The organism is Kitasatospora sp. CM 4170, from assembly GCF_032110285.1.
In the GTDB taxonomy this organism is placed as follows: domain Bacteria; phylum Actinomycetota; class Actinomycetes; order Streptomycetales; family Streptomycetaceae; genus Kitasatospora; species Kitasatospora aburaviensis.
Genome location: NZ_CP134877.1, coordinates 4,843,699 through 4,864,171, shown reverse-complemented (window position 1 = coordinate 4,864,171; position 20,473 = coordinate 4,843,699). Strand labels below are relative to the sequence as shown.

The window sequence follows — 20,473 nt, the reverse complement described above, 5'->3', positions numbered from 1 at the left end:
CTCTTCAAGGGTCGACAAGAAACGGCGGAAGCCGTTGTCGGAGCGGCGATTCCCGCTCGGCGGCCCGATCATAGGCATACGGATTCCGTACGCTCCATGCCGATTCCCGGCAACGGAACGACCGTCAGGTTTCCTGGATCAGACCCACCCTGACGTAATGTCAGGCCTCGGCTCAGCGCTGGCGGGGCAGCTCCAGGCGGAAGGTGGCCCCCCGGCCGGGAGCGGTGTGGAGGGTGAGGGTGCCGCCGTGGGCGTGGGTGAGGGCGGTCGCGATGGCGAGGCCCAGGCCGGCGCCGCCGCCGTCGTGACGGCTGCGCGAGGCGTCGACGCGGTAGAAGCGGTGGAAGACCATCCCGGCCTGCTCGGCGGTGAGCCCCGGACCGGAGTCGGCCACCTCCAGCAGGCAGAGGCCGTCCGGGTCGGTACCGACGCCGATCCGCACCGCGGTCCCGGGCGGGGTGTGCTTGACCGCGTTGCCGACCAGGTTGGTGACCACCTGGCGCAGCCGCGCCTCGTCCCCGAGGACCGGCGCCGGGCCGGGCGAGCCGTCGCCGGCCGGGCCGGTGAGGGCGACCGGACGGGACGGGTCCAGCGCGACGACGTCGTGCAGGGCGTCCGCGGCGAGGGTGCGCAGGTCCATCGGGGCGACGTCGAGCGGGCGCTCCTCGTCGATCCGGGCGAGCACCAGCAGGTCCTCGACCAGGGCGCCCATCCGGACGGCCTCGTTCTCGATCCGGGACATCGTCCGGGTGACGTCCGCCTCGGTGGGCAGCGCGCCCATCCGGTACAGCTCGGCGAAGCCGCGGATGCCGGCCAGCGGGGTGCGCAGCTCGTGCGAGGCGTCGGCGACGAACCGCCGCATCCGGGCCTCGGACTCGGCACGGGCGGCGAACGCGGCCTCGATCTGGGTGAGCATGCCGTTGAGCGCGATGGAGAGCCGGCCGACCTCGGTGCGCGGCGGGAGCGCGGGCATCCGGTGCGAGAGCTCGCCGGAGGCGATCAGCGCGGCCCCCTCCTCGATCCGGCGCAGCGGCCGCAGCCCGGCCCGGACGGCGAAGAAGCCGAGCGCCGCGATCAGCACCAGGACCGCGCCGCCGATCGCCAGGAAGGAGGTGCGCAGCCGGGCCACGGTGGCGTCGATGTCCTCGCGCGAGACGGCCACCATCAGGTACGCGGCGTTGGGCGCCGGGGTGGCGAAGGCGCTGGCCGGGGCGGCCTGCCGCTGGAGCGGCAGGACCACCACCCGCCAGGAGGTGCGGCCGCGCTGGTCGGGCAGGTCGAAGGGGGTGCCGGGGGAGATGTGGGCCGGGTCGAGCCCGGCCAGCTGCGGCGCCGGGTCGTTCTCGTTGACCGGCTGGCGGACGACCTGTTGCACCCGGCCGTCGGTCGAGAGGTACTGCACCAGGTACTGGCTGGGCAGCGCCGCCAGGTAGTTGGGGGCGGCCCGCTTGCCGGTGACCGACGGCTGCCGGTTGTCGGGCCAGGTGGTCCGGCCCGGGGCGCGCTTCGACAACGGCTCGCCGAAGCGCCGCAGCTGCTCGTCCAGCCGCTGCACCAGCTGCATCCGGACGGTGCCGAGCACCACGGTGTCGCTGACGGCGAGACCGGTGGTGACCAGCACGAGGGCGAGCACGAGCAGTCGGGCGCGCAGGGACAGCCGGGTGAGCATCGGGTCGGTCCGTCAGTTCTGGGGCGGCCGGCGCAGGGCGTAGCCGATGCCGCGCACGGTGTGGATCAGCTTGGGGCCGTGGGTCGGGCCGGAGTCGAGCTTGCGGCGCAGGTAGGAGATGTAGGACTCGACGATGGAGAGGTCGCCGCCGAAGTCGTACGCCCAGACGTGGTCGAGGATCTGCGCCTTGGAGACCACCCGGCCGACGTTGGCCATCAGGTAGTGCAGCAGCTTGAACTCGGTGGGGGAGAGCGCGACGGGGGTGCCGCCGCGGGTGACCTCGTGGGCGATCGGGTCGAGGGTGAGGTCGGCGACGACCAGCCGGCCGTCCTCGGCGGGGCCGCCGGCCCGGCGCAGGATGGCGCGGATCCGGGCGATCAGCTCCTCCAGGCTGAACGGCTTGGTGACGTAGTCGTCCGCGCCGGCCGCGAGGCCCTGGACCTTGTCGCCGACACCGTCCTTCGCGGTGAGGAAGAGCACCGGCAGGTGGTCGCCGGAGTGACCGTGCGCGGGGCCGGCGATCTGGCCGCGGCTGGTCTGCTCGCGCAGCCGCTCGACCACGGTGAAGCCGTCGAGGTCGGGCAGCATCACGTCGAGGACGACCAGGTCGGGGCGGTCGGCGGCGATGAGTTCGAGCGCCTCGGCGCCGGTGGCGGCGGAGGCGACCCGGAAGCCGGAGAAGCGCAGCGAGGCGGAGAGCAGCTCGCGGATGTTGGGTTCGTCGTCGACGACGAGGAGGAACGCCTCCCCAGGGCCGCCGGCCACCGCGGAGCCGCCTGGTGTGGACACAGTGCCTTGCACGGGGGTTCCGCCTCCCGGTCGGACGATGGCGTTCAGCTTGAGGCTAGCCCGGGGAGGCTATGCGCCATCGATGAATGTTGGATTAACACCTTATCGGGCGGTTTTGAGCGAACGAGCCCGCAGGGGCGGGTTCGGTGGTGTGCGCACGGGCGGCGGCCGTTCCGGGAGGGCCGCCCGCCCTGCCGCGGGCAGGGTCGCGCGGCCCGGCCGCCGGAAGGTTCGGCCGGGCCGCGCGGGCGTCCGGGGGCTGCGGGGTCAGCCGCCGGACGCGGTCCGGTTGCCCCCTCCGCCGCCGCCCGGGAAGCCGCCGCCGAAGCCGGTGCCGCCCTCGACGAGCTGGCTGGCCGCGTAACCACCGTTGGCGTCGGGGGTGCCGACGACGGTCACGCTCTGGCCGGGCTGCAGGTCGGCGACCTTGCCCTCCTTGTTGAGCTGGACCTTCGTCGCGTCGCCGGTGGTGACCTTGACGGTGTTGCCGTTGGCGTCGGTGAGGTAGACGGTGGTGCCGTCGACGGCCTTGACGGTGCCGCGGGTGAAGCCGCCCTGGCCGCCCTGGCCGTTGCCGGGGCCGCCCTGGCCGTTGCCCTGGCCGCCCCGGCGGCCGCCGTTCTGCCCGGGGGCGCCGGGGGTCGCGCCGGCCCCGCGGGGCTGCTGGCCGCCGGCCACCGCCCGGCCGGACCCGCCGGAGCCGTTGTCCTTCTCGTACCAGACGCCGCCCGCGAAGGCGGCCGTGGCGATCACCGCACCCCCCAGGGCGAGGCTCAGCCAGGGCAGCTTGCGGCGCGGGGGCCCGGCCAGTTCGGCGGTGACGTCCCGGGCGTCCGGCGCGGTGGAGAGCAGGACGACCTGCTCGGCCGGGGTGCTCGGCTCGATCTCGTTGCTCATGGGTGTCTCGTCCTACTCGTGGGCTACTCGGGGGCCGGGGCGCGTCGGACACGCCCGATGTGCGGGCTGCGCCGGATCACTCGTGCCGGAGGGCGTCGATCGGGCGCAGCGAGGCGGCCCGGTTGGCGGGGTAGCTGCCGAAGAACAGCCCGATCGCGACGGCGATGCCGAAGGCGCCGAGCACCGACTCGGGGATCACCACCGGCTTGATGCCGACGATGTCGAAGTGCGAGCCGGCGATCCCGACCAGCACGCCGAGCCCGGCGCCGATCACCGACAGCAGGGTGGACTCGGTCAGGAACTGCCCGAGGATCACCCCGCGCGGCGCGCCGAGCGCCTTGCGGATGCCGATCTCCCTGGTCCGCTCGGTGACGGTGACCAGCATGATGTTGGTGATGCCGATCCCGCCGACCAGCAGCGAGATCGCGGCCACCGCGCCCAGCAGCACGGTGAAGGTCTTCGTGGTGGACTCGCGGGCGGTGAGCAGCGAGGCCTGGTTGCTGATCCGGAAGTCCGCCTTGCTCGGGTCGGCGATCGCGTGGGTGCCGAGCAGCACCCGGGTGATCTCGGACTGCGCGGCGGTGGTGGTGTCCGCGGAGGTGGCCTGCACCAGGATCTGGTTGACCGAGCCGAAGCCGGTGAAGGCGTTCTGCACGGTCGGCAGCGGGGCGATCACCACGTCGTCCGGGTCGGTGAAGCCGGTGCCGCCCTTGGCCTGGAGCACGCCGACCACGGTGAGCGGCGTACCGCCGACGGTGATCTGCCTGCCGACCGGGTCGGCGGTGGCGAACAGCTGCTTGGCGGTGGTGGCGCCGAGCACGGCGACCTTGCGGGAGCCGAGCACGTCGTCGTTGGAGAAGTACTCGCCGTGGCCGATCTTCTGGTTGGCGGTCTCGAAGTAGGCGGGGTAGGTGCCGACGATCGATCCGGGCGTGTAGGAGATGTCCCCGTACAGCGCGGTGCCGGAGGCGGTGACGACCGGGGCGACCGACTTGATCGCCGTGCTGTCCGGGTCGCTCGCCAGCGCCTTGGCGTCGGCGACCGTGAGCTTCTTGGCGGCGGACGCCGTCCGCGCCCCGCCGAAGGAGGACCCGGAGCTGACGGTCAGCGAGTTGGTGCCGAGCGAGGTGATCGACTCCTTGACCGCCTCGGAGGAGCCGTTGCCGACCGCGAGCAGCAGGATCACCGAGGCGACGCCGATCAGCACCCCGAGCATGGTCAGGGCGGAGCGCACCTTGTTGGCCGCCAGGCCGCCGACGGCGAAGCGGAGCATCTGCCAGAGGATCACGCGAGCACCCCCCGGACGTCGGCCGCCGGGCGCAGCGCGGGCGGGGGACCGTCCACCGGGGCCTGCCGGACGTCGCTGGTGATCGCGCCGTCGACCAGCCGGATCACCCGCTTGGCGTGCAGCGCGACCTCGTCCTCGTGGGTGATCAGGACCACCGTGCGACCGGTCGCGTTGAGGCCGTCGATGATCGCGAGCACCTCCTCCGTGGAGCGGCTGTCCAGGTTGCCGGTGGGCTCGTCGGCGAGCAGCATCGCCGGCGCCGTGACCAGCGCCCGGGCCACCGCGACGCGCTGCTGCTGGCCGCCGGAGAGCTGGTTCGGGCGGTGCCCGGCGCGCTCGGCCAGACCGACCAGCGAGAGCGCGGCCAGCGCCCGGCGCCGCCGCTCCGCGGCCCGCACACCCGCGTAGGCGAGCGGCAGCTCGACCTGGGCGAGCGCGGTGGTGCGGGGGACGAGGTTGAAGGACTGGAAGATGAAGCCGATCTTGCGGTTGCGGACCAGGGAGAGCTGCTGCTCGTCCAGGTGTCCGACGTCGATGCCGTCCAGCAGGTAGCGGCCGGCGGTGGGGACGTCCAGGCAGCCGAGGATGTTCATCAGGGTGGACTTCCCGGAGCCGGAACTGCCCATCACCGCGACGTAGTCGCCCTGCTCGATGTCCAGGCTGACGCCCAGCGGCCCGCCGGTGGCCGGGTCGGCCGGCCCGTGCAGCGCGTGCACGGTGGCGTCGCCGTGCCCGTACGACTTGGTCAGGCTGCGGATCTGGATCACCGGCGGTGGCGCGGACCCCGTCTCGACGGTGTGGATCTGGCGGGCCATCAGCGATTACCGCCGGCCCGACCCGCGCCGCCACCGGCACCGCCGGCGCCCCCGGCACCGCCGAACCCGGCCACGCCCGCGCCGCCGCCGTTGCGGCCGCCCTGGCCGCCCGCTCCCGGGAAGGAGCCGTTGGGGAAGCCGTTGGTGCCGCTGGTGGAGGCGAGTTCGACCTTGTCGCCCTCCTTCAGCCCGGAGACCACCTGGACGGTGGTGTCGCCCTCGACGCCCACGCCGACGTCGACCCGCTCGGTGGTCCCGTCCGGGTGCACCACGGTGGCGGTCCGGCTGGCGCCGGTCCCGGCCAGCGCCGCGGTGGGCAGCGAGAGCGCGTTGTCGGCCTCGCCGGTGACCACCGAGACGGTCGCGCTGAGGCCGGTGCGGAGCTTGCTGGTGTCCCCGGTGATCTGCAGCGTCGCCGCGTACTGGACGGCGGCCGCGCCGCCGGTGCCGCCGCTGCTCACGGGGAGCGAACTGACCGACAGGACGGTGGCGTTGAGCTTGGTGTCGGACTGCGCGTTCAGGGTGACGGTGGCCGCCTCGCCCTTCTTCAGCTTGAGCGAGTCCAGCTCGGAGAAGTTGGCGGTGACCTGCATCCCGGTCGGGTTGGTCAGCACGATGAAGCCGCTCGGCGCGGCGGAGGCCGCGCCGGCGCCGGAGGACTTGCCCGCGGTCGAACCGCTGCCGGAGGTCGCGCCGCCCATGGTGTCGCCGACCTTGCCGGTGACCGACGCCACCGTGCCGTCCACCGAGGCGGTCAGCGTGGTCCCGGCCAGGGCGGCCTGGGCGTTGGAGAGGTTGGTCTGGGCGGTGGCCACCTGCTGCTGGGCCTGGGCGACGGCCGCCTCGTCGACCTTGGTGGTGGTGATGGTGGTGGTCTGCGGAGCGGGCGTGCTGCTCACGCCCGCTCCGCGCTCCCCACCTCCGGCGCCCCCGCCGGTGCCGCCGGTGCCGCCGTTGCCGCCCGCGCTACCGGACGGCTGGGCGGTGCCCGGGATCTGCTGGGTGGTCGTGGTGGTGACCCCGGCCTCCGCCTTGTCGAGATTGGCGTTGGCCGTGGTGAGGGCCGCCTTGGCCGCGTCCACCTGCTGCTGGGCCGCCGTGGTGTCGACCGTCGCCAGCACCTGGCCCTTGGTGACGGTGTCGCCCACCGCCACCTTGATCGCGGTCAGCTTGCCGCCGGTGGTGAAGTCCTGCGCCGCGTCGGTCGGCGAAGCCAGGGTTCCGGTTCCGGACACGGTGGCCAGGACCGTGCCCTTGGCCACGGTCGCGGTCCGGACCTGGGCCTTGCCGGCCGCCTTCTCGGTACCGCCGTCCAGCGTCGTGTACGCCAGAGCGGCGGCGCCCACCAGGGCCACGCCGAGCGCGGAGTTCAGGAGGACGGCACCACGCCGTCGCGGGAGCACCTTCATGCCGCACAGCTTCGCCGGACGCCCTTTCGAGCTCCTGGGCCCCGGCTGGGAGAAAGCTGACCACCTGAATCCGGTCATTTCGCCACGAGCCACCCCGCCCGGGCGCCTGGCTTGGCTGCGGCGAGGCCGACCGTTGGCGAACCTCCCAGCAGCCTCCCAGCGACCCCCAGCCATCCGGGAGGCGGCCGCCGGCCCACCTCGTCGGGACGGGCGGGCCACCGGGGTCCGTCGCGTGGACGACCCGCCCCGGTCGAGGAGGGGTCACGCCGCTCCGGGGCCGTGGGGCGGCGGGCTCAGCCGTTCTCCCCCACCCTGACCAGACCGCTCTCGTAGGCGAACACGATGGCCTGGGCCCGGTCCCTGGCCGCGACCTTGTCGAGGATCCGTGAGACGTGGGTCTTCACGGTCTGCTCGGCGAGGAACAGCTCCGCCGCGATCTCGCCGTTGGACCGGCCGCGGGCGACGTGGACGAGGACCTCGGTCTCCCGGGGGGTGAGGCCCTTCAGCCGCTCGGGCGCCTTCGACACCGCCGGACGGCTGCGGACGAAGCCCTCGATCAGGCGCCGGGTCACCCGGGGCGCCAGCAGCGCCTCGCCGGCCGCGACGACCCGCACGGCCTGGATCAGGTCGGCGGGCAGGGCGTCCTTGAGCAGGAACCCGCTGGCACCCGCGGCCAGCGCGTCGTACACGTAGTCGTCGATGTCGAAGGTGGTGAGCATCAGGACCCGGGGCCGGTACCCGGTACCGGACGGCGGGTTCATGAGGCGGCGGGTCGCCTCCAGGCCGTCCAGCACCGGCATGCGTACGTCCATGAGCACGACGTCGGGACGATGGGCGGCGCACAGGGCCACGGCCTCCTCGCCGTCGCCCGCCTCGGCGACCACCGCGATGTCGGGCTGCGCGTCGAGCAGGGCGCCGAAGCCGGCGCGGATCATGGCCTGGTCGTCGACGACGAGTACGTTGATGGTCACGGTGTTCCCGGCAGGGGCAGGACGGCGGCCATCCGGAAGCCGCCGTCGGGGAGGGGTTCGGCGGTGAACTCGCCGTCCAGCATGGCGACGCGCTCCCGCATGCCGACCAGGCCGTGTCCACCGGTGCGTGGCTCCACGGCCGGACGCACGTCCCGGGGAGGCGAGTTGACGACGCTGACGCGCAGGGCGCCGCCGGACCGCCGCACCTCGACGTCCGCCCGGGCGCCGGGAGCGTGGCGGACCACGTTGCTCAGCGCCTCCTGGACCAGGCGATACGCCGAGAGGGCGACGGCGGCCGGCATTCCCGCGGCCGACGGCACGTCGTCGGCCACGTCCAGGCGGGCGTCGACGCCGGCGCGGCGCGTCGTCTCCAGGAGCGCGGGCAGGTCGGACACGTCGGGCTGGGGGGCGCGTTCGCCGTCCGGGGAGTCCTCGTTGCGCAGCACGTGGAGCAGGCGCCGCATCTCCGCCAGTGAGCTGCGCGCCTCGGCGGCGATCGCGGCGAACTCCGCGGCGGCGCCCGGCGAGACGTCGGCGACGCGGTACGGGGCGCTGTCGGCCTGCACGGTGATCACCGACATGTGGTGGGCCACCACGTCGTGCAGCTCCCGGGCGATGCGGGCGCGTTCCGCGAGGAGCGCCGCCCTGGCCTGCTCGACCGCGCCCCGCTCCTCCGCCACTACCAGGCGGGCCTGGACGTCGCCCCGGCCGCGCACCGCGTTCACGGTGACCGCCGCGACCGCGAGGATCACCGTCGGCGGGAGCAACGCGGGCAGGCCCCCGCGGGCCGGGACCGTCAGGGCGAACACCGCCCCGACGACGAGCACCTCGCACCACATCGCCACGATCGCGCGGCGCGAGGCCCGCAGCCCCACCACGCTCAGCGTCGCCGCGAGCGTGAACACCGAGGTCACGGCCCAGGGCCAGGGCTCCGCCGGCGAGTAGGGCCCGGCCAGCGCGGCCGTCAGGGTCACCGCCGCCAACTGCGTCCACCAGGCGGCCCGGGGACGGCTCAGCGCCAGGACCAGCGGGACGGCGCGGGCGACGGTCAGCGCCATCGCCGGGCCGTAGCCGAGGCGGTAGTGCTGGGCCAGGTCCAGGGTGCCGGCGAAGTAGACCGCCACCGCCAGCAGCCACACCACCGCCGTCAGGATCCTGGCGCCCCGGCGGCCGCCGGGGAAGGCGATCGACGGCCGCGCCAGGTCGCTCCACACCGCCGTGCGTAAGACGGCCGGGAGGGAGCGCAGGGGGAGATCGACAGAGTGGATCTTCATCGCGGGCCATCGTACGGCCGGCACCACCGCGGCCCGCCGGTCGGTCGCGTCACAGCTGGTGGAGCCACGCGTTGACCAGCAGCGCACCGGCGCCCAGGGCCGCCGCGGTCGCCACGACGGGCCAGGCGCCGACCCGTCGGCCCCACATCCCGCCCGCCAGACGTGCGTGCAGCCGGTGCAGCAGCCACAGCACCCCCAGCCCGGCGGCCGCCGTCGGCAGGCCCACCCCGAAGTGCGCCAGCCACGCCCCGGCCGTCGAAGGACCGCCCCACGCGTTGGTGTACGGGCCCGGCTGGACCAGCGGGTACAGCACCCCGCGCAGCACGAACAGCACCTCCGCCCCGATCGGGATCAGGGTGAGCAACCCCAGCGGCACCGCCAGCAGCCCGTGCGCCAGCAGCCGCGCCGCGCCGGGGCGGCGCTCCGTCGTCCCCGCGGGCCCCTGCTCGGCGATCCGGGCCCACCAGCGGCGCGCCGCGTCCGGGCGGCCCACGGCGATCGCGCCGACCGCCGCGACCGACACGGGCAGGAGCGTGGCGGCCTGCCCGATCCTGCGCACGAACCCGAACCTCGGGAGGCCCGTGCCGGACCCGGCGGCGGTGCCGGTGCGGTGCGATGCGATGACGGTCATTGGTCTCTTCTCACTTTCCGGCCGGCCCGTGTGCCGACACTCGGAAAGCTACGAGCCGGACCCCACCCGGCACGTCCCGCCGCAGAGCCAAAACGACCCCCTACGGCGGTAGGGGGTCGGCGGTCGTCAGTCGGCGGTCGGCGGTCGGCGGTCGTCAGTCGGCGGTCGTCAGTCGCGGGACGACGAGGTGCGAGCCGCCCGGAACGCCGACGGGCGGCGTGCGCCGACCCGGTGTCGGAGTACGCCGCCCTGGGGCGGAGCGGGGTGCGGGAGCCTGCCCGCGTTGTCACGGCGGCTACTTCGGGTCGCGGTTGAACGTGGCGGTCGACCAGCGGTAGCCGAGGACGGTGAGGCCCAGGCACCAGGCGAGGGCGATCCACCCGTTGTTGCCGATCCCGGTGCCGAGCAGCAGCCCGCGCAGGGTCTCGATGGCGGGGGTGAAGGGCTGGTACTCGGCGATCGGCTGGAACCAGCCGGGCATCGAGTGGACCGGGACGAAGGTGCTGGAGATGAGCGGCAGGAAGATCAGCGGCATGGCGTTGTTGCTGGCGGCCTCGGCGTTCGGGCTGACCAGGCCCATGCCGACGGCGATCCAGGTGAGCGCCAGGGCGAACAGGACGAGCAGGCCGAAGGCGGCGAGCCACTCCAGCGGCGTGGCGTCCACGGGCCGGAAGCCGATGGCGAGGCCGACGGCGCCGACGAGGACCACGCTCATGACCGCCTGCAGGACGCTGCCGACGACGTGTCCGACGAGCACGGAGCCACGGTGGATGGCCATGGTGCGGAAGCGGGCGATGATGCCCTCGGTCATGTCGTTGGAGACGGAGACCGCGGTGCCGATGGTGGTGCTGCCGATGGTCATCAGCAGGATGCCCGGGACGAGGTAGGCGATGTAGGCGGAGCGGTCGCCGCCGCCGATGCCCGCGCTCATGGCGTCGCCGAAGATGTAGACGAAGAGCAGCAGCAGCATGACCGGCGTGAGCAGCAGGTTCAGGGTCAGCGAGGGGTAGCGGCGGGCGTGCAGGAGGTTGCGCCGCAGCATCGTGGACGAGTCGCGGACGGCGAGGGCGAGGGTGCTCATCGGGCGTTCTCCTTGGACTGGTGGGGGACGGCGGCGGTGGCGGTGAGGGCGAAGAACACGTCGTCGAGGTCGGGGGTGTGGACGGTCAGCTCGTCGGCCTCGATGCCGGCGGTGTCCAGGCGGTCGAGGACGGTGCGCAGGTCGCGCTGGCTGCCGTCGCTGGGGATCTGCAGGGCGAGGGTCTCGTCGTCGGAGGTGGCCTCGGACAGGGCGGTGGCGGCGGCCCGGTAGGCGGCCGGGTCGGTGAAGCGGAGGCGGACGTGGCCGCCGGGGACGAGTCGCTTCAGCTCGTCGGCGGTGCCTTCGGCGGCGATCCTGCCGTCGTTGAGGACGGCGATGCGGTCGGCGAGCTGGTCGGCCTCCTCCAGGTACTGGGTGGTGAGGAAGACGGTGACGCCGCCGGTGACCAGTTCGCGGATGATCTGCCACATGTTGTGGCGGGAGCGGGGGTCGAGGCCGGTGGTGGGCTCGTCGAGGAAGATGATCCGGGGGTCGCCGACCAGGGTCATGGCGATGTCGAGGCGGCGCTTCATGCCGCCGGAGTAGGTGGAGGCGGGCTTCTTCGCGGCGTCGGTGAGGTCGAAGCGCTCCAGCAGTTCGGCGGCCACCCGGCGGCCCTCGCGCCGGGACAGGTGGTGCAGGTCCGCCATGAGGAGCATGTTCTCCTCGCCGGTGATCAGGCCGTCGACGGCGGAGAACTGCCCGGTGACGCCGATCGCGGCGCGCACCGCCTGGGGATTGGTGGCCGGATTGTGGCCGCCGACCTGCAGGTCGCCGGCGTCGGCGGTGATGAGGGTGGAGAGGATCTTCACGGCGGTGGTCTTGCCGGCACCGTTCGGACCGAGCAGGGAGAAGATCGTTCCTTCGGGGACGGCCAGGTCGACGCCGTCGAGCACGGTCTTGTCGCCGTACGCCTTGCGCAGCCCGTTCGCCGCGATGGCCAGGTTGGTCATGATGGGTGCTCCTCGGTGGCTGCGGGTCAGAGGCTGCGGGCGGTGATGTCGCCGTAGGCGGTGGTCGCGCGGATGGTCAGGTCGGCGGTGCCGTCGTTCTTCAGGGAGTTGCTGACGCGGCCGTAGCCGGTGCCGGCGTCCAGGGCGGCGGAGACGCCCGCGGCGGCGCCGACGGTGATGTCGCCGGACTGGGTGCTGAGGACGACCGCGCCGCGGACGGCCTCGGCGATCCGGATGTCGCCCCGCTGGGTGCTGATCTCGGCGGGGCCGCCCAGCCGGCCGATCTCGACGTCGCCGTCGGTCGCGGTGAGGCGGGCGCTCGCGGCCTCGTCGATCTTGATCTGGCGGTACGCACCGTCGAAGGCGATGTCCCCGAGGCGGCCGACGCCGCGCAGTTCGGAGGCGGCGGTCCGGGCCTCGACGCTGGAGCCGGCGGGCAGCTTGACGGCGATCTCCACGGACCCGGAGGAACCGAGGATCTGGTTCTTCCCGCCCGGGGTCTCGATCCGCAGGACGCCGTCGCGGTACTCGACGGTGGTCTGCTCCGCGGCCTTCACGTCGCGGCCCTTCGAGGCGTCCGCGGGCCGGACCTCGACGACGGTGTCGGCGCGGTCGCCGGCGATCAGCTGGATGCGCCCGGCGGGGATGTCCAGGACGGCGGCGATCGGGGCGGGGGTGTGGAACTTCTGCATTGTTCTCTCCTGCTTGCTGCGCTGGTCGTTTCTGACTCCGCAAAAGCTACGTTGCGTTCGATGATCAGGCAACAGGTCCGTTGCGCACTATCCGCATCGCTGCAGCTCAAAGCCACAATATTGTTGCAACCGTTCTGTTTCTAACGCAACGACAGATACCTTGGTCGTTGCATCCGGTTGAAAATGAACGCTACGCCGGGGCATCAGGGAAGCATGAAGAGATCGCCTTGCCGGAGCGGGTGACCGCCCCACCGCGACCTGCCCTGCGAGCCGGTGTGGGTACCCCGCCACGATCGGGGCATTACAAACCACGAAGCCGCTGTCCGCGTCCCCTGCGGACGATCCCGATCTTGAGGAAGGCGTGCGATGACGCAGAACGTGCCGGACTTTTCCGCCCTGCTGAGGGGAGCGCAGCGGACCGCCGTGCACCTGGAGATGCGCGACACCTACGGCGTGGCAGACGAAGCTGAGGAGTTCAACGAGTTCAGGCATTCAGGCAAGGTCGATCTCGACCCCGAATCGGAGGGTTGGGCCGGTTGGGTGCCGCTCGTGCGGGAGACCGTCGGCCGGGGTGTGGTCATGCGCCGCGCAAGGATCGTGTCCGAGCCGGTGACCGACTACATCAGGTGGGAGCACGCGCTGACCCCGGTGAACGTCGCGGCCGGCGAACAAGTCCGCTGGCTGCCCCGCCGACTCGCCTCCGACATCGCGTTGCCGGGTAACGATCTCTGGCTGATTGACGATCGCCTGGTTCTCTTCCACTGGTTCACCGGTGACGGTGACTGGGCCGGACACGAGTACACCGAGGACCCGGCCACGGTGAAGCTGGTGTCCGCTGCCTTCGAGACGGTGTGGGAGCGTGCCGTCCCGCACGACCACTACGCCGTCTGAGGTCTGAGAATCACCGGCAGACAGCTTCTGTCCACGTCACCGCCGGGAGGATGCTGCGGCGGCACCACCGACCTTGATCTTTAGTCCGACACCGGAATACAGCCATGCCGGCATGGACACCCAACTAATGCCCTCCCTACCTTCGTATCTGACGGTCCGACCGGGCCGATTCGAAGGGGGCGGCATGACCGAGAACCCGAGCCTGACGCGGCTGACTGGTAGGCCCAACGGCCCCAACTGCGATGACGACGACTGCCCGAACGTCTACGCGACCGATCGCGACACGTTCGTGGTCCAGGGCGATCATTTCGCCGCCCTCCAGGTACCGGAAGGTGAGTCCGCGGTGGAGATCCCCCGGGGTGTCCTGGAGGAGGCCGTCCGTGCTCTTGGATGGTGACCGGTGGCGCGACCACTTCGACGCGTACGAGCGCGATGCGTTCCGGTTCGAAGCCCAGCCGACCTACTCCATGCCGCGCGAGGCCGAGAACCTGGCGCGGTTCCTGCGTGGTGAGCCGAAGCCGGACGGGCACAACGCGGCCTGGCACCGACGGGTTCAGGGGTTCGTTTCCTCCGGAAGGACGATCGGACGCGTCCGCGTGGTGCGCCGGCCGTTGACCGACTACCAGCGGTACCAGTTCGCCTGGGGGATTCCCGGCAACATCGCGGCCGGGGAAGACATCCGGATCCTGGACGCCACCGATCAGGACTTCGGGATTCCCTCCCAGGACTGGTGGATGTTCGACGAATCCTCGGTCGTGCATCTGAACTTCCGGCCGGACGGCACGCAGATCAACCGCGAGCTAGTCGACGATCGGGCAGCAGAGTGCCGGGAGTTGAAGAGGATTGCGATCGCGAACTCGGTGCCCTTCGTTGACTACCTGAAAGCCCACGGGTGACGCTCGATCCCGATCAGCTCGGACGGTCGAAGCAGGATCTGGCCGAGTTGCTCAGGAACCTACGCCTGCAAGCCGGTCTCACTGGAGACCGGCTTGCAGCGCGTTGTGGCATCAGTCAGAGCAAGATCAGCAAGATCGAAAGAGGGAAGGCCACACCGAGCGTCGTTGACGTGGAGCGGATCCTCGGCGCGCTCGACGCACCGAGGGACATCATCCGGGAGACCACCTCACTGGCACGGATCGCGAACACCGAATGGCAGGACAAACGCTCCTCGTGGCGCCGCGGTATCGAGAAGCGGCAGGCCGAACTATCCAGTCTGGAGGCCGCCGCATCCGAGCTGCGGTACTTTCTTCCCGCGATGATCACCGGCCTGCTCGCCACGCCGGAGTACATGCACGCCAGCCTGGCAAACACAACGGGAGACAGAACAGCGGTAGTCAACCGGAAGATCGAAAGACAAGCCCTGCTCTATGACGAATCCAAGTCATTCACGTTCATCCTGACCGAACAGGCCGTCAGATGGGCGATGCTCCCACCTCTGGCCATGGCCATGCAGATCGACCGGCTCGCCTCACTCTCCCACCATCCATCCGTACGCCTCGGACTGTTGCCTATCGGCACACCGCTGACGCGTGGCCCGATGAACACGTTCACGATCTACGACGACCGGCTGGCCACCGTGGAGACCTTCACCGGCCGGATAGTCTTCCGCGATTCGAAAGACATTTGCCAGCACCTGGAGATCTTCACATTGTTTGAGGAGAATGCAGTCTTCGGAGAAGCCGCCCGAGGCCTACTCGCCGAATGGTCTGCCGCTTATCGCACATGAAGCCGACTTCACCCGCTGGACGATTATTTCGGAACGGGAATCGCATTGATTGACCGTTCCTCCTTCCCTAGCTTGATTCCCGTGCGACGGACCAGCGGAGCGCCGTCGGTCCGGGAGATGACGACGAAGGGGAAGCACATGTCCAGGCCCACGTTCGACGGAAAGCACGGCGGCGGCACCGGATCGGGTACCGGCGGCGGCCAGCAGGACGACAGCAGCAGCGGCAACAAGCACGGTGGCGGCGGTTCCTCCGAGGGTGGCAACACCTCGGACGGCAAGGGCCCGGCGGACGGTAAGTAGCCGGTGATCGAGCAGCACGAAGCGGAGGCCGGCCGAGCCAGGCTGGCCTCCGCTCTCATCGCGAACGGGTCACTGACGTCAGACTGGCTACCGGGCTACGACGCCGTGCCCCGCCACCTGTTCGTACCGGACACTGTCTGGCCCGGTCGGGCTGACGGCGTGCGACAGGGCGAAGCGGTCAACCGGGACGCCGACCGGGCCGCATGGTGGGAGGCCGTCCATTCAGATGTGCCGCTCACCACGCAGTGGGACGACGGGGCGCACGCCGGGACCGGCCGGGGCACCATGCCGACGTCGTCCAACTCCATGCCGACCATGGTGTTCTCCATGCTCGCCGCGCTGAACGTCGAGGACGGCAACCGCGTGCTGGAGATCGGCACGGGGACGGGTTGGAACGCCGCGCTCCTGGCACACCGGCTCGGGCCTGGAAACGTCGTCACGGTGGAGGTGGACCAGTACAGCGCGGCCGGCGCACGACAACGGCTCGCGAAGGCCGGGTACGCCCCGACGTCCGTGGTCGGCGATGGGGCAGATGGCTATGCGAAGGGCGCGCCGTACAACCGGGTGATCGCCACGTGTTCGGTCGGCCGGATTCCACAGGCGTGGGTCGAGCAGGCACGACCCGGTGGGGTGATCGTCGCGCCATGGGGGCCCGAGTACGGCGGAGAGGCGGTGGTCCGGCTCACGGTCGGCGACGACGGCACGGCGAGCGGAAGGTTCATCGGATCGTCCGCGTTCATGCGGCTCCGGCAGCAACGAGCCGAGCGGCCGGACAGCCTGGCCTACCTCTCGGGGCCCTGGCCGGCGGACGGGGCACGGTCGTCAACGCCGCTGTCACCGGAAGACGTTGGTGGGTGGCTGGAGATGTTCGCCATCGGTGTGCAGGTGCCAGGGGCTTTCCCCCTGATCGAGCGCTATCAGGACGGCACCTACACGCTGTGGCTGCACGACACTGCCGTCACGTCATGGGCGACCGTCGACTGGGAGCCCGATCGGGGCGACTACGAGGTGATGCAGTCCGGCCGGCGACGGCTCTGGGACGAGGTGGCAGCGGCCTGGCGCTGGTGGGACTCCCGGGGTCGGCCCGGCTTCGACCGGTTCGGGCTCACCGTGGCAGGGGCGAGCCATTCGGTGTGGCTGGACAGCCCGGACAACCCGGTAGCCGTCAGCGGCTGATGGCCCGAACGGAGTGGGAAGTCGGAAGGACCGACTTCCCACTCCGAGGCACGGCACCTACACGCGGCGGCCCTTCGCTCACTTGGAGCGAAGGGCCGCCGGAGCGATTTGCTACGCGTCGGCGGCGAAGCGGTCGAACTCGCCGGCCTTGACTCCCTGGAGGAACTTGGCGAACTTGAGGGGAGTGGTGCGGACGATCACATCGCCTTCGTCGGACTCACGAAGCTCGACCAACCCTTCGATGTTGCGAACCTCAAGACAGTCGCCACCGGAACCACTGAACGAAGACTTCTGCCATTCGATGTCGGTCATGTTCGGCCTCTCACAACTCTCGTTCGACCTTGCGAATCAGGTCGCGGGATTTGCTCTCGCTCAGGGCTGTCGCTTCGGTGCGCTCGAAGATCGAGCGGTAGCTGACGAGCTCGCTTGCAGCATCGACGAAGATAGGCCCTCCTGACGACTCCAGCTCGATGGTGTCCAGTTCCGACACAGAGCCGAACGCATAGGTGAGGTTCTCGACCGCACCTGGGAAGGTTTCGACGTCGAACGGGACGACTCGGATGGTCATCCACGACTGCTCCGAGTCTTCGAGGAGGGAGCCGAGCTGCTCCTTCAGGACCTGTGGGCCGCCAAACCTCGTCCACAGGGCGGACTCATACACGAAGGCCGTGAGTGGCTTCCGGTCGCGCCGGAGGTCCGTCTTCCGCTGCATCCGGAATGCCGTTCGTGCCTCCAGCTCGTGGCGCGGGAGCTGGGGAATCAATCGCCCGAACACCGCTGATGCATAGCTGATGGTCTGGCACGGACCAGGGATGTGGGTGAGCACCCACATCATCAACTCGCGCGAGCCCTTCTCCAACTCCGCGTTCTCAAGGAAGCCGTCCGGGATGGTTCCGCGGTACTCCTCCCACCAGCCCTTCGAGCGCTCCTGGATCATCACTTCAAGCGCTTCGATCAGAGGGTGGTTCATGCACTTGCAGGCCGCAGCGAACGACTGCAGGCGCTCCCGGCTCAAGCCGACCTTCCCCGACTCCATCTGGCTGACCTGGGTTCTGTCGATGCCCAGAGCGCGACTCAGACTTGGCGCAGAGAGGCCCGCAGCCTCCCGCATCTTTCGCAGCTCAGCGCCGATGCGGCGCTGACGGAGTGTGGGGTTTGGTCGTGGCGGCATAGCTTCCTTCCTTGCCCAATGTGGCCCAAGTCTGCCGCGATGATCCGGCATGGGTCCACCTGGCGATGAGTGGGCACTCAAGGGTGAATCTATCCAATCACGGGATCACAGGTGATACCAATGCTGTAGGGTCACCCTCAGATCGATCCGATGGATCGTCAGTAATGCCTATCTATAAGGCAGTAGGCGCCTGCTGCCTGTGCACCGCAGAGCAGCCGCGCGTGGCATCAACCAGCCCCGCGCCGGCCTGGCTCACGGCGACGATTCCGCCGGTCGAACCCGAATCCACCACTCCACCTCTCACCCGGAGGTTCCCCATGTGTGCCTTCAACCCGCCCGACTGGTCCGCCGCCCGTGAGGCGCTGCGCGACGCCCTGACCGCCGCCGGCTGGCCGCCCGACCTCATCGGCGACGCCGAACTCGCCCTGCACGAGCTCTTCGTCAACGCCTGGAAGCACGGGGGCAACCCCGCGCCGACCGTGGTCGTCGTCCTGCTCGCCGACCGCACCGTCCGCGTCTCCGTCGCGGACGACAACCCGGCGCTCCCCGAACCCCGCACCCCCGCCGACCCCTACGAACTCTCCGGCCGGGGCCTGTTCCTCGTCCGCTCGCTCACCCACCGCTTCGGCGCCGCCCCGCGCGAGCGCGGCAAGGGCAAGTTCGTCTGGTTCGAGCTGGACGCCGCCGCGTGAACCGCGACCACCAGGCCACCGAGGAGCAGCCGTGGACGTCCTGAGCCCCCACGTCGAGCGCACCACCGCCGCCTACCTCGCCGTCGAGCGCGTCCCCGACGCCGCCCTCCAACTCCGCTTCGCCGTCGATCTCGACGTCCACGCCGCCCCCGGCGAGCACGTCGCGCTGCCCCTCACCCGCGACCAGGCCCACGACCTCCTCCACGCCCTCGCCGCCCACCTCGGCCACCGCGTCCTCGGGATCCGCCGATGAGAACCGGCACCGCCGCCTTCCTGATCGGCGCGGCCTTCGCCGTCCTCCTCGCCCTGGCGATCGCCACGGTCGCCCTCGGCGTCGTCACCGCCCTCAGGGTCAACGACGACCGCCCCCCGCCCCCGATCACCCGCCACGGCCGCTGGGAGCTGCGCCGACTTCCCGACGGCACCCACGAGTACGCCTGGATCGCCCGCCAGGCCGGCCGCTTCGGCCCCGAAACCGACCGCCCGCCCACCCCTCGCGGACGACACCGCATACCCGCCTGACCGACCACACGCGGAGGCCCTCGCCCACTCGGGGCGAGGGCCTCGCGGTTGCGCGTCAGGCGAGGGCGGTGGCCGTCAGGGCCAGGGCCGCGGCGCCGAAGACGATGACGTGGCGGACGTTCTGGACGACCCACACCCAGCGGGGGAAGCCACCCTCCGCGGCCTTGAGCAGCGCGGCGACGTCGATCCGGGCCAGCTCCGGGTCGCCCTTGCGGGCGAAGGCCGCCCGGACGGAGCCGGTGGCGGTCAGGTTGCTGTAGAGGATCACGATGTTGATCGCCAGGACGAGGCCGAGCACGACCCAGTTCACCACGCCCGCCCAGGAGACGCCGGCCAGGTTGAGTCCGGCGGTGGCGGCCAGCACCGTCGCGATCGACACCGGCGCCCAGGTCTCGTGGCCGCCCGCGTCGAAGCGCATCCCGTTCTCCTCCAGCACCGTGGTCCGCACGTCCTGACGGCGCAGCTCGGCGTGGGCGGCCTCGGTGGCGACGGCACCGAAGCGGGCCCGGACCAACGGGATGCTGACGAAGGCGGCGGCGACGGACAGCTGCATGGCGGTGATGAAGGCGTTCACGGTCTGGTCCCCCTCGGAAGGCGCGCCGCGCTCGGCGCCCCGGTCGGTGTCACTTGAACTAAGTGCAAGTAGAAGGTAGCCCGAGACTTGAACACTGTGCAAGTGGTCTCCTGAACTTTGTGCAAGTCGACTCCGCCGCCCTATCGTGAGCCCCATGGCACGCGACACCCTGACCCGCGAACAGATCGTCCGGACCGCCGTCGACCTCCTCGACGAGGAAGGCCTGGAGGGCCTGAACATGCGCAGCCTCGGCAAGCGCCTGGGCAGCGCCGCCACCGCGGTGTACTGGCACGTCAAGAACAAGGACGACCTCGTCGTCCTCGCCGGGGACCACGTCTGGCACGAGATCGACCTGCCCGACCGGGAACCGGCCGACTGGCGCACGGCGGCCGTCGCGCTCGCCGTCGAGCTGCACGCGATGTTCGGGCGGCACCCCTGGCTGGTGCAGGCCTTCGGCTCCCACCTCTTCTACGGCCCCGGCAAGGCCCGCTTCGACGACCACACCCTGGCCCTCTACGAGCGGGCCGGCTTCGCCCCCGCCGCCGCGGACGCCGTCGCCGCCGCCGTCTTCACCTACGTGCTCGGCAACGCCCTCGGCGACGCGGCGATGACTTCGCTCAACCGCCGGCTGACCCGCGACGGCAAGGACCCGGACGAGGCGTTCGGGGAGACCATGGCCAAGGCGAGCGAGGTCGCCGGCGCGTTCCCCCGACTGCGCGCCCGGCTGGAGGAACCCTCCGCCGCCGACTACGCCGGGGCCCCCGGGCAGACCCTCGAACTCGGCCTCCGCGCCCTCCTCACCGGGCTGGAGGCCGAACTGGTACGGACCTGACGTCCGCAACACCCGCCCCGGCGGTCGTTACGCAGCCGATGGACGGCCGTGATGCGACCGGCCGGGGACCGCGACACGGCGCTCCTAACGTCACTGACGAAGCCCCGGCCGACCCGGCCG

The 20,473-nt window shown here is 71.3% G+C and carries 25 protein-coding genes; 10 read left to right on the top strand and 15 right to left on the bottom strand.

What is annotated here, in order from left to right; all coding sequences use genetic code 11:
• Nucleotides 1-172: 172 nt before the first annotated feature.
• The 12 genes from RMN57_RS20665 to RMN57_RS20610 form a co-directional block, all read right to left on the bottom strand.
• On the bottom strand, nucleotides 173-1,669 hold the full coding sequence (locus tag RMN57_RS20665; protein ID WP_313764824.1) for a HAMP domain-containing sensor histidine kinase: 1,497 nt from the start codon (nucleotides 1,667-1,669) through the stop codon (nucleotides 173-175).
• A gap of 12 nt (nucleotides 1,670-1,681) precedes the next feature.
• Nucleotides 1,682-2,458, bottom strand: a complete 777-nt coding sequence (locus RMN57_RS20660; protein ID WP_380236532.1) for a response regulator transcription factor — start codon at nucleotides 2,456-2,458, stop codon at nucleotides 1,682-1,684.
• Nucleotides 2,459-2,725: 267 nt separating this feature from the next.
• Nucleotides 2,726-3,355, bottom strand: coding sequence for a DUF5666 domain-containing protein (locus RMN57_RS20655; protein WP_313764823.1), 630 nt, complete (start codon nucleotides 3,353-3,355; stop codon nucleotides 2,726-2,728).
• 76 nt (nucleotides 3,356-3,431) lie between these two features.
• The gene (locus RMN57_RS20650; RefSeq protein ID WP_313764822.1) at nucleotides 3,432-4,643 is read right to left on the bottom strand and encodes an ABC transporter permease; all 1,212 of its coding nucleotides are present in this window, start codon (nucleotides 4,641-4,643) and stop codon (nucleotides 3,432-3,434) included.
• Nucleotides 4,640-5,458: an ABC transporter ATP-binding protein gene (locus RMN57_RS20645; protein ID WP_313764821.1), complete on the bottom strand. Its 819-nt coding sequence runs from the start codon at nucleotides 5,456-5,458 to the stop codon at nucleotides 4,640-4,642. Before RMN57_RS20645 ends, RMN57_RS20650 begins: the two co-directional genes overlap by 4 nt.
• Nucleotides 5,458-6,867 (bottom strand): biotin/lipoyl-binding protein, encoded by a 1,410-nt coding sequence (locus RMN57_RS20640; protein WP_313764820.1) that lies wholly within the window; start codon nucleotides 6,865-6,867, stop codon nucleotides 5,458-5,460. Before RMN57_RS20640 ends, RMN57_RS20645 begins: the two co-directional genes overlap by 1 nt.
• A 293-nt stretch (nucleotides 6,868-7,160) precedes the next feature.
• Nucleotides 7,161-7,838 carry a response regulator transcription factor gene (locus RMN57_RS20635; RefSeq protein ID WP_313764819.1) on the bottom strand — a complete coding sequence of 226 codons (678 nt, stop codon included), beginning with the start codon at nucleotides 7,836-7,838 and terminating at the stop codon, nucleotides 7,161-7,163.
• Nucleotides 7,835-9,112: a histidine kinase gene (locus tag RMN57_RS20630; RefSeq protein WP_313764818.1), complete on the bottom strand. Its 1,278-nt coding sequence runs from the start codon at nucleotides 9,110-9,112 to the stop codon at nucleotides 7,835-7,837. The genes RMN57_RS20635 and RMN57_RS20630 overlap by 4 nt, the downstream gene beginning before the upstream one ends.
• 49 nt (nucleotides 9,113-9,161) lie before the next feature.
• The gene (locus RMN57_RS20625; protein WP_313764817.1) at nucleotides 9,162-9,743 is read right to left on the bottom strand and encodes a hypothetical protein; all 582 of its coding nucleotides are present in this window, start codon (nucleotides 9,741-9,743) and stop codon (nucleotides 9,162-9,164) included.
• A 295-nt stretch (nucleotides 9,744-10,038) separates the two neighbouring features.
• Nucleotides 10,039-10,824 carry an ABC transporter permease gene (locus tag RMN57_RS20620; RefSeq protein ID WP_313764816.1) on the bottom strand — a complete coding sequence of 262 codons (786 nt, stop codon included), beginning with the start codon at nucleotides 10,822-10,824 and terminating at the stop codon, nucleotides 10,039-10,041.
• Complete coding sequence (locus RMN57_RS20615; RefSeq protein ID WP_313764815.1) at nucleotides 10,821-11,777, bottom strand: ATP-binding cassette domain-containing protein; 957 nt, start codon at nucleotides 11,775-11,777, stop codon at nucleotides 10,821-10,823. The genes RMN57_RS20620 and RMN57_RS20615 overlap by 4 nt, the downstream gene beginning before the upstream one ends.
• Nucleotides 11,778-11,803: 26 nt before the next feature.
• The gene (locus RMN57_RS20610; protein WP_313764814.1) at nucleotides 11,804-12,469 is read right to left on the bottom strand and encodes a DUF4097 family beta strand repeat-containing protein; all 666 of its coding nucleotides are present in this window, start codon (nucleotides 12,467-12,469) and stop codon (nucleotides 11,804-11,806) included.
• Between the two features lie 366 nt (nucleotides 12,470-12,835).
• Between RMN57_RS20610 and RMN57_RS20605 the strand changes: the two genes are divergently transcribed.
• The 6 genes from RMN57_RS20605 (at nucleotide 12,836) to RMN57_RS20580 (ending at nucleotide 16,562) form a co-directional block, all read left to right on the top strand.
• The gene (locus RMN57_RS20605; RefSeq protein WP_313764813.1) at nucleotides 12,836-13,360 is read left to right on the top strand and encodes a DUF6879 family protein; all 525 of its coding nucleotides are present in this window, start codon (nucleotides 12,836-12,838) and stop codon (nucleotides 13,358-13,360) included.
• A 184-nt stretch (nucleotides 13,361-13,544) separates the two neighbouring features.
• Entirely contained in the window at nucleotides 13,545-13,757 is a 213-nt protein-coding gene (locus tag RMN57_RS20600; protein ID WP_313764812.1) for a hypothetical protein, read from the top strand.
• Nucleotides 13,741-14,256, top strand: a complete 516-nt coding sequence (locus tag RMN57_RS20595; protein ID WP_313764811.1) for a DUF6879 family protein — start codon at nucleotides 13,741-13,743, stop codon at nucleotides 14,254-14,256. Before RMN57_RS20600 ends, RMN57_RS20595 begins: the two co-directional genes overlap by 17 nt.
• Nucleotides 14,253-15,086: a helix-turn-helix transcriptional regulator gene (locus RMN57_RS20590; protein ID WP_313764810.1), complete on the top strand. Its 834-nt coding sequence runs from the start codon at nucleotides 14,253-14,255 to the stop codon at nucleotides 15,084-15,086. The genes RMN57_RS20595 and RMN57_RS20590 overlap by 4 nt, the downstream gene beginning before the upstream one ends.
• A 138-nt stretch (nucleotides 15,087-15,224) precedes the next feature.
• Nucleotides 15,225-15,386: a hypothetical protein gene (locus RMN57_RS20585; RefSeq protein WP_238860623.1), complete on the top strand. Its 162-nt coding sequence runs from the start codon at nucleotides 15,225-15,227 to the stop codon at nucleotides 15,384-15,386.
• A gap of 3 nt (nucleotides 15,387-15,389) precedes the next feature.
• Nucleotides 15,390-16,562: a methyltransferase domain-containing protein gene (locus RMN57_RS20580; RefSeq protein WP_313764809.1), complete on the top strand. Its 1,173-nt coding sequence runs from the start codon at nucleotides 15,390-15,392 to the stop codon at nucleotides 16,560-16,562.
• Between the two features lie 111 nt (nucleotides 16,563-16,673).
• Here RMN57_RS20580 and RMN57_RS20575 read toward each other — a convergent pair whose 3' ends face one another.
• Nucleotides 16,674-16,874: a DUF397 domain-containing protein gene (locus RMN57_RS20575; RefSeq protein WP_313764808.1), complete on the bottom strand. Its 201-nt coding sequence runs from the start codon at nucleotides 16,872-16,874 to the stop codon at nucleotides 16,674-16,676.
• Nucleotides 16,875-16,884: 10 nt separating this feature from the next.
• Nucleotides 16,885-17,733 carry a helix-turn-helix transcriptional regulator gene (locus RMN57_RS20570; RefSeq protein WP_313764807.1) on the bottom strand — a complete coding sequence of 283 codons (849 nt, stop codon included), beginning with the start codon at nucleotides 17,731-17,733 and terminating at the stop codon, nucleotides 16,885-16,887.
• A gap of 317 nt (nucleotides 17,734-18,050) precedes the next feature.
• Between RMN57_RS20570 and RMN57_RS20565 the strand changes: the two genes are divergently transcribed.
• The 3 genes from RMN57_RS20565 to RMN57_RS20555 are packed head-to-tail and all read left to right on the top strand — an operon-like array spanning nucleotide 18,051 to nucleotide 18,947.
• Nucleotides 18,051-18,425 carry an ATP-binding protein gene (locus tag RMN57_RS20565; protein WP_313764806.1) on the top strand — a complete coding sequence of 125 codons (375 nt, stop codon included), beginning with the start codon at nucleotides 18,051-18,053 and terminating at the stop codon, nucleotides 18,423-18,425.
• 31 nt (nucleotides 18,426-18,456) lie between these two features.
• Nucleotides 18,457-18,678, top strand: coding sequence for a hypothetical protein (locus RMN57_RS20560; protein ID WP_313764805.1), 222 nt, complete (start codon nucleotides 18,457-18,459; stop codon nucleotides 18,676-18,678).
• On the top strand, nucleotides 18,675-18,947 hold the full coding sequence (locus tag RMN57_RS20555; protein ID WP_313764804.1) for a hypothetical protein: 273 nt from the start codon (nucleotides 18,675-18,677) through the stop codon (nucleotides 18,945-18,947). The genes RMN57_RS20560 and RMN57_RS20555 overlap by 4 nt, the downstream gene beginning before the upstream one ends.
• 55 nt (nucleotides 18,948-19,002) lie before the next feature.
• Here the strand turns inward: RMN57_RS20555 and RMN57_RS20550 are convergent, their stop codons facing one another.
• On the bottom strand, nucleotides 19,003-19,521 hold the full coding sequence (locus tag RMN57_RS20550; protein ID WP_313764803.1) for a hypothetical protein: 519 nt from the start codon (nucleotides 19,519-19,521) through the stop codon (nucleotides 19,003-19,005).
• A 154-nt stretch (nucleotides 19,522-19,675) separates the two neighbouring features.
• Between RMN57_RS20550 and RMN57_RS20545 the strand changes: the two genes are divergently transcribed.
• On the top strand, nucleotides 19,676-20,353 hold the full coding sequence (locus RMN57_RS20545; RefSeq protein ID WP_313764802.1) for a TetR/AcrR family transcriptional regulator C-terminal domain-containing protein: 678 nt from the start codon (nucleotides 19,676-19,678) through the stop codon (nucleotides 20,351-20,353).
• Nucleotides 20,354-20,473 lie beyond the last annotated feature (120 nt).

Bases quoted from the DNA above. Each gene is read 5' to 3' on its own strand.
- RMN57_RS20665 (WP_313764824.1), bottom strand. From the start codon at position 1,669: ATGCTCACCCGGCTGTCCCTGCGCGCCCGACTGCTCGTGCTCGCCCTC.
- RMN57_RS20655 (WP_313764823.1), bottom strand. From the start codon at position 3,355: ATGAGCAACGAGATCGAGCCGAGCACCCCGGCCGAGCAGGTCGTCCTG.
- RMN57_RS20645 (WP_313764821.1), bottom strand. From the start codon at position 5,458: ATGGCCCGCCAGATCCACACCGTCGAGACGGGGTCCGCGCCACCGCCG.
- RMN57_RS20640 (WP_313764820.1), bottom strand. From the start codon at position 6,867: ATGAAGGTGCTCCCGCGACGGCGTGGTGCCGTCCTCCTGAACTCCGCG.
- RMN57_RS20630 (WP_313764818.1), bottom strand. From the start codon at position 9,112: ATGAAGATCCACTCTGTCGATCTCCCCCTGCGCTCCCTCCCGGCCGTC.
- RMN57_RS20625 (WP_313764817.1), bottom strand. From the start codon at position 9,743: ATGACCGTCATCGCATCGCACCGCACCGGCACCGCCGCCGGGTCCGGC.
- RMN57_RS20620 (WP_313764816.1), bottom strand. From the start codon at position 10,824: ATGAGCACCCTCGCCCTCGCCGTCCGCGACTCGTCCACGATGCTGCGG.
- RMN57_RS20615 (WP_313764815.1), bottom strand. From the start codon at position 11,777: ATGACCAACCTGGCCATCGCGGCGAACGGGCTGCGCAAGGCGTACGGC.
- RMN57_RS20610 (WP_313764814.1), bottom strand. From the start codon at position 12,469: ATGCAGAAGTTCCACACCCCCGCCCCGATCGCCGCCGTCCTGGACATC.
- RMN57_RS20605 (WP_313764813.1), top strand. From the start codon at position 12,836: ATGACGCAGAACGTGCCGGACTTTTCCGCCCTGCTGAGGGGAGCGCAG.
- RMN57_RS20600 (WP_313764812.1), top strand. From the start codon at position 13,545: ATGACCGAGAACCCGAGCCTGACGCGGCTGACTGGTAGGCCCAACGGC.
- RMN57_RS20585 (WP_238860623.1), top strand. From the start codon at position 15,225: ATGTCCAGGCCCACGTTCGACGGAAAGCACGGCGGCGGCACCGGATCG.
- RMN57_RS20575 (WP_313764808.1), bottom strand. From the start codon at position 16,874: ATGACCGACATCGAATGGCAGAAGTCTTCGTTCAGTGGTTCCGGTGGC.
- RMN57_RS20570 (WP_313764807.1), bottom strand. From the start codon at position 17,733: ATGCCGCCACGACCAAACCCCACACTCCGTCAGCGCCGCATCGGCGCT.
- RMN57_RS20565 (WP_313764806.1), top strand. From the start codon at position 18,051: ATGTGTGCCTTCAACCCGCCCGACTGGTCCGCCGCCCGTGAGGCGCTG.
- RMN57_RS20555 (WP_313764804.1), top strand. From the start codon at position 18,675: ATGAGAACCGGCACCGCCGCCTTCCTGATCGGCGCGGCCTTCGCCGTC.
- RMN57_RS20545 (WP_313764802.1), top strand. From the start codon at position 19,676: ATGGCACGCGACACCCTGACCCGCGAACAGATCGTCCGGACCGCCGTC.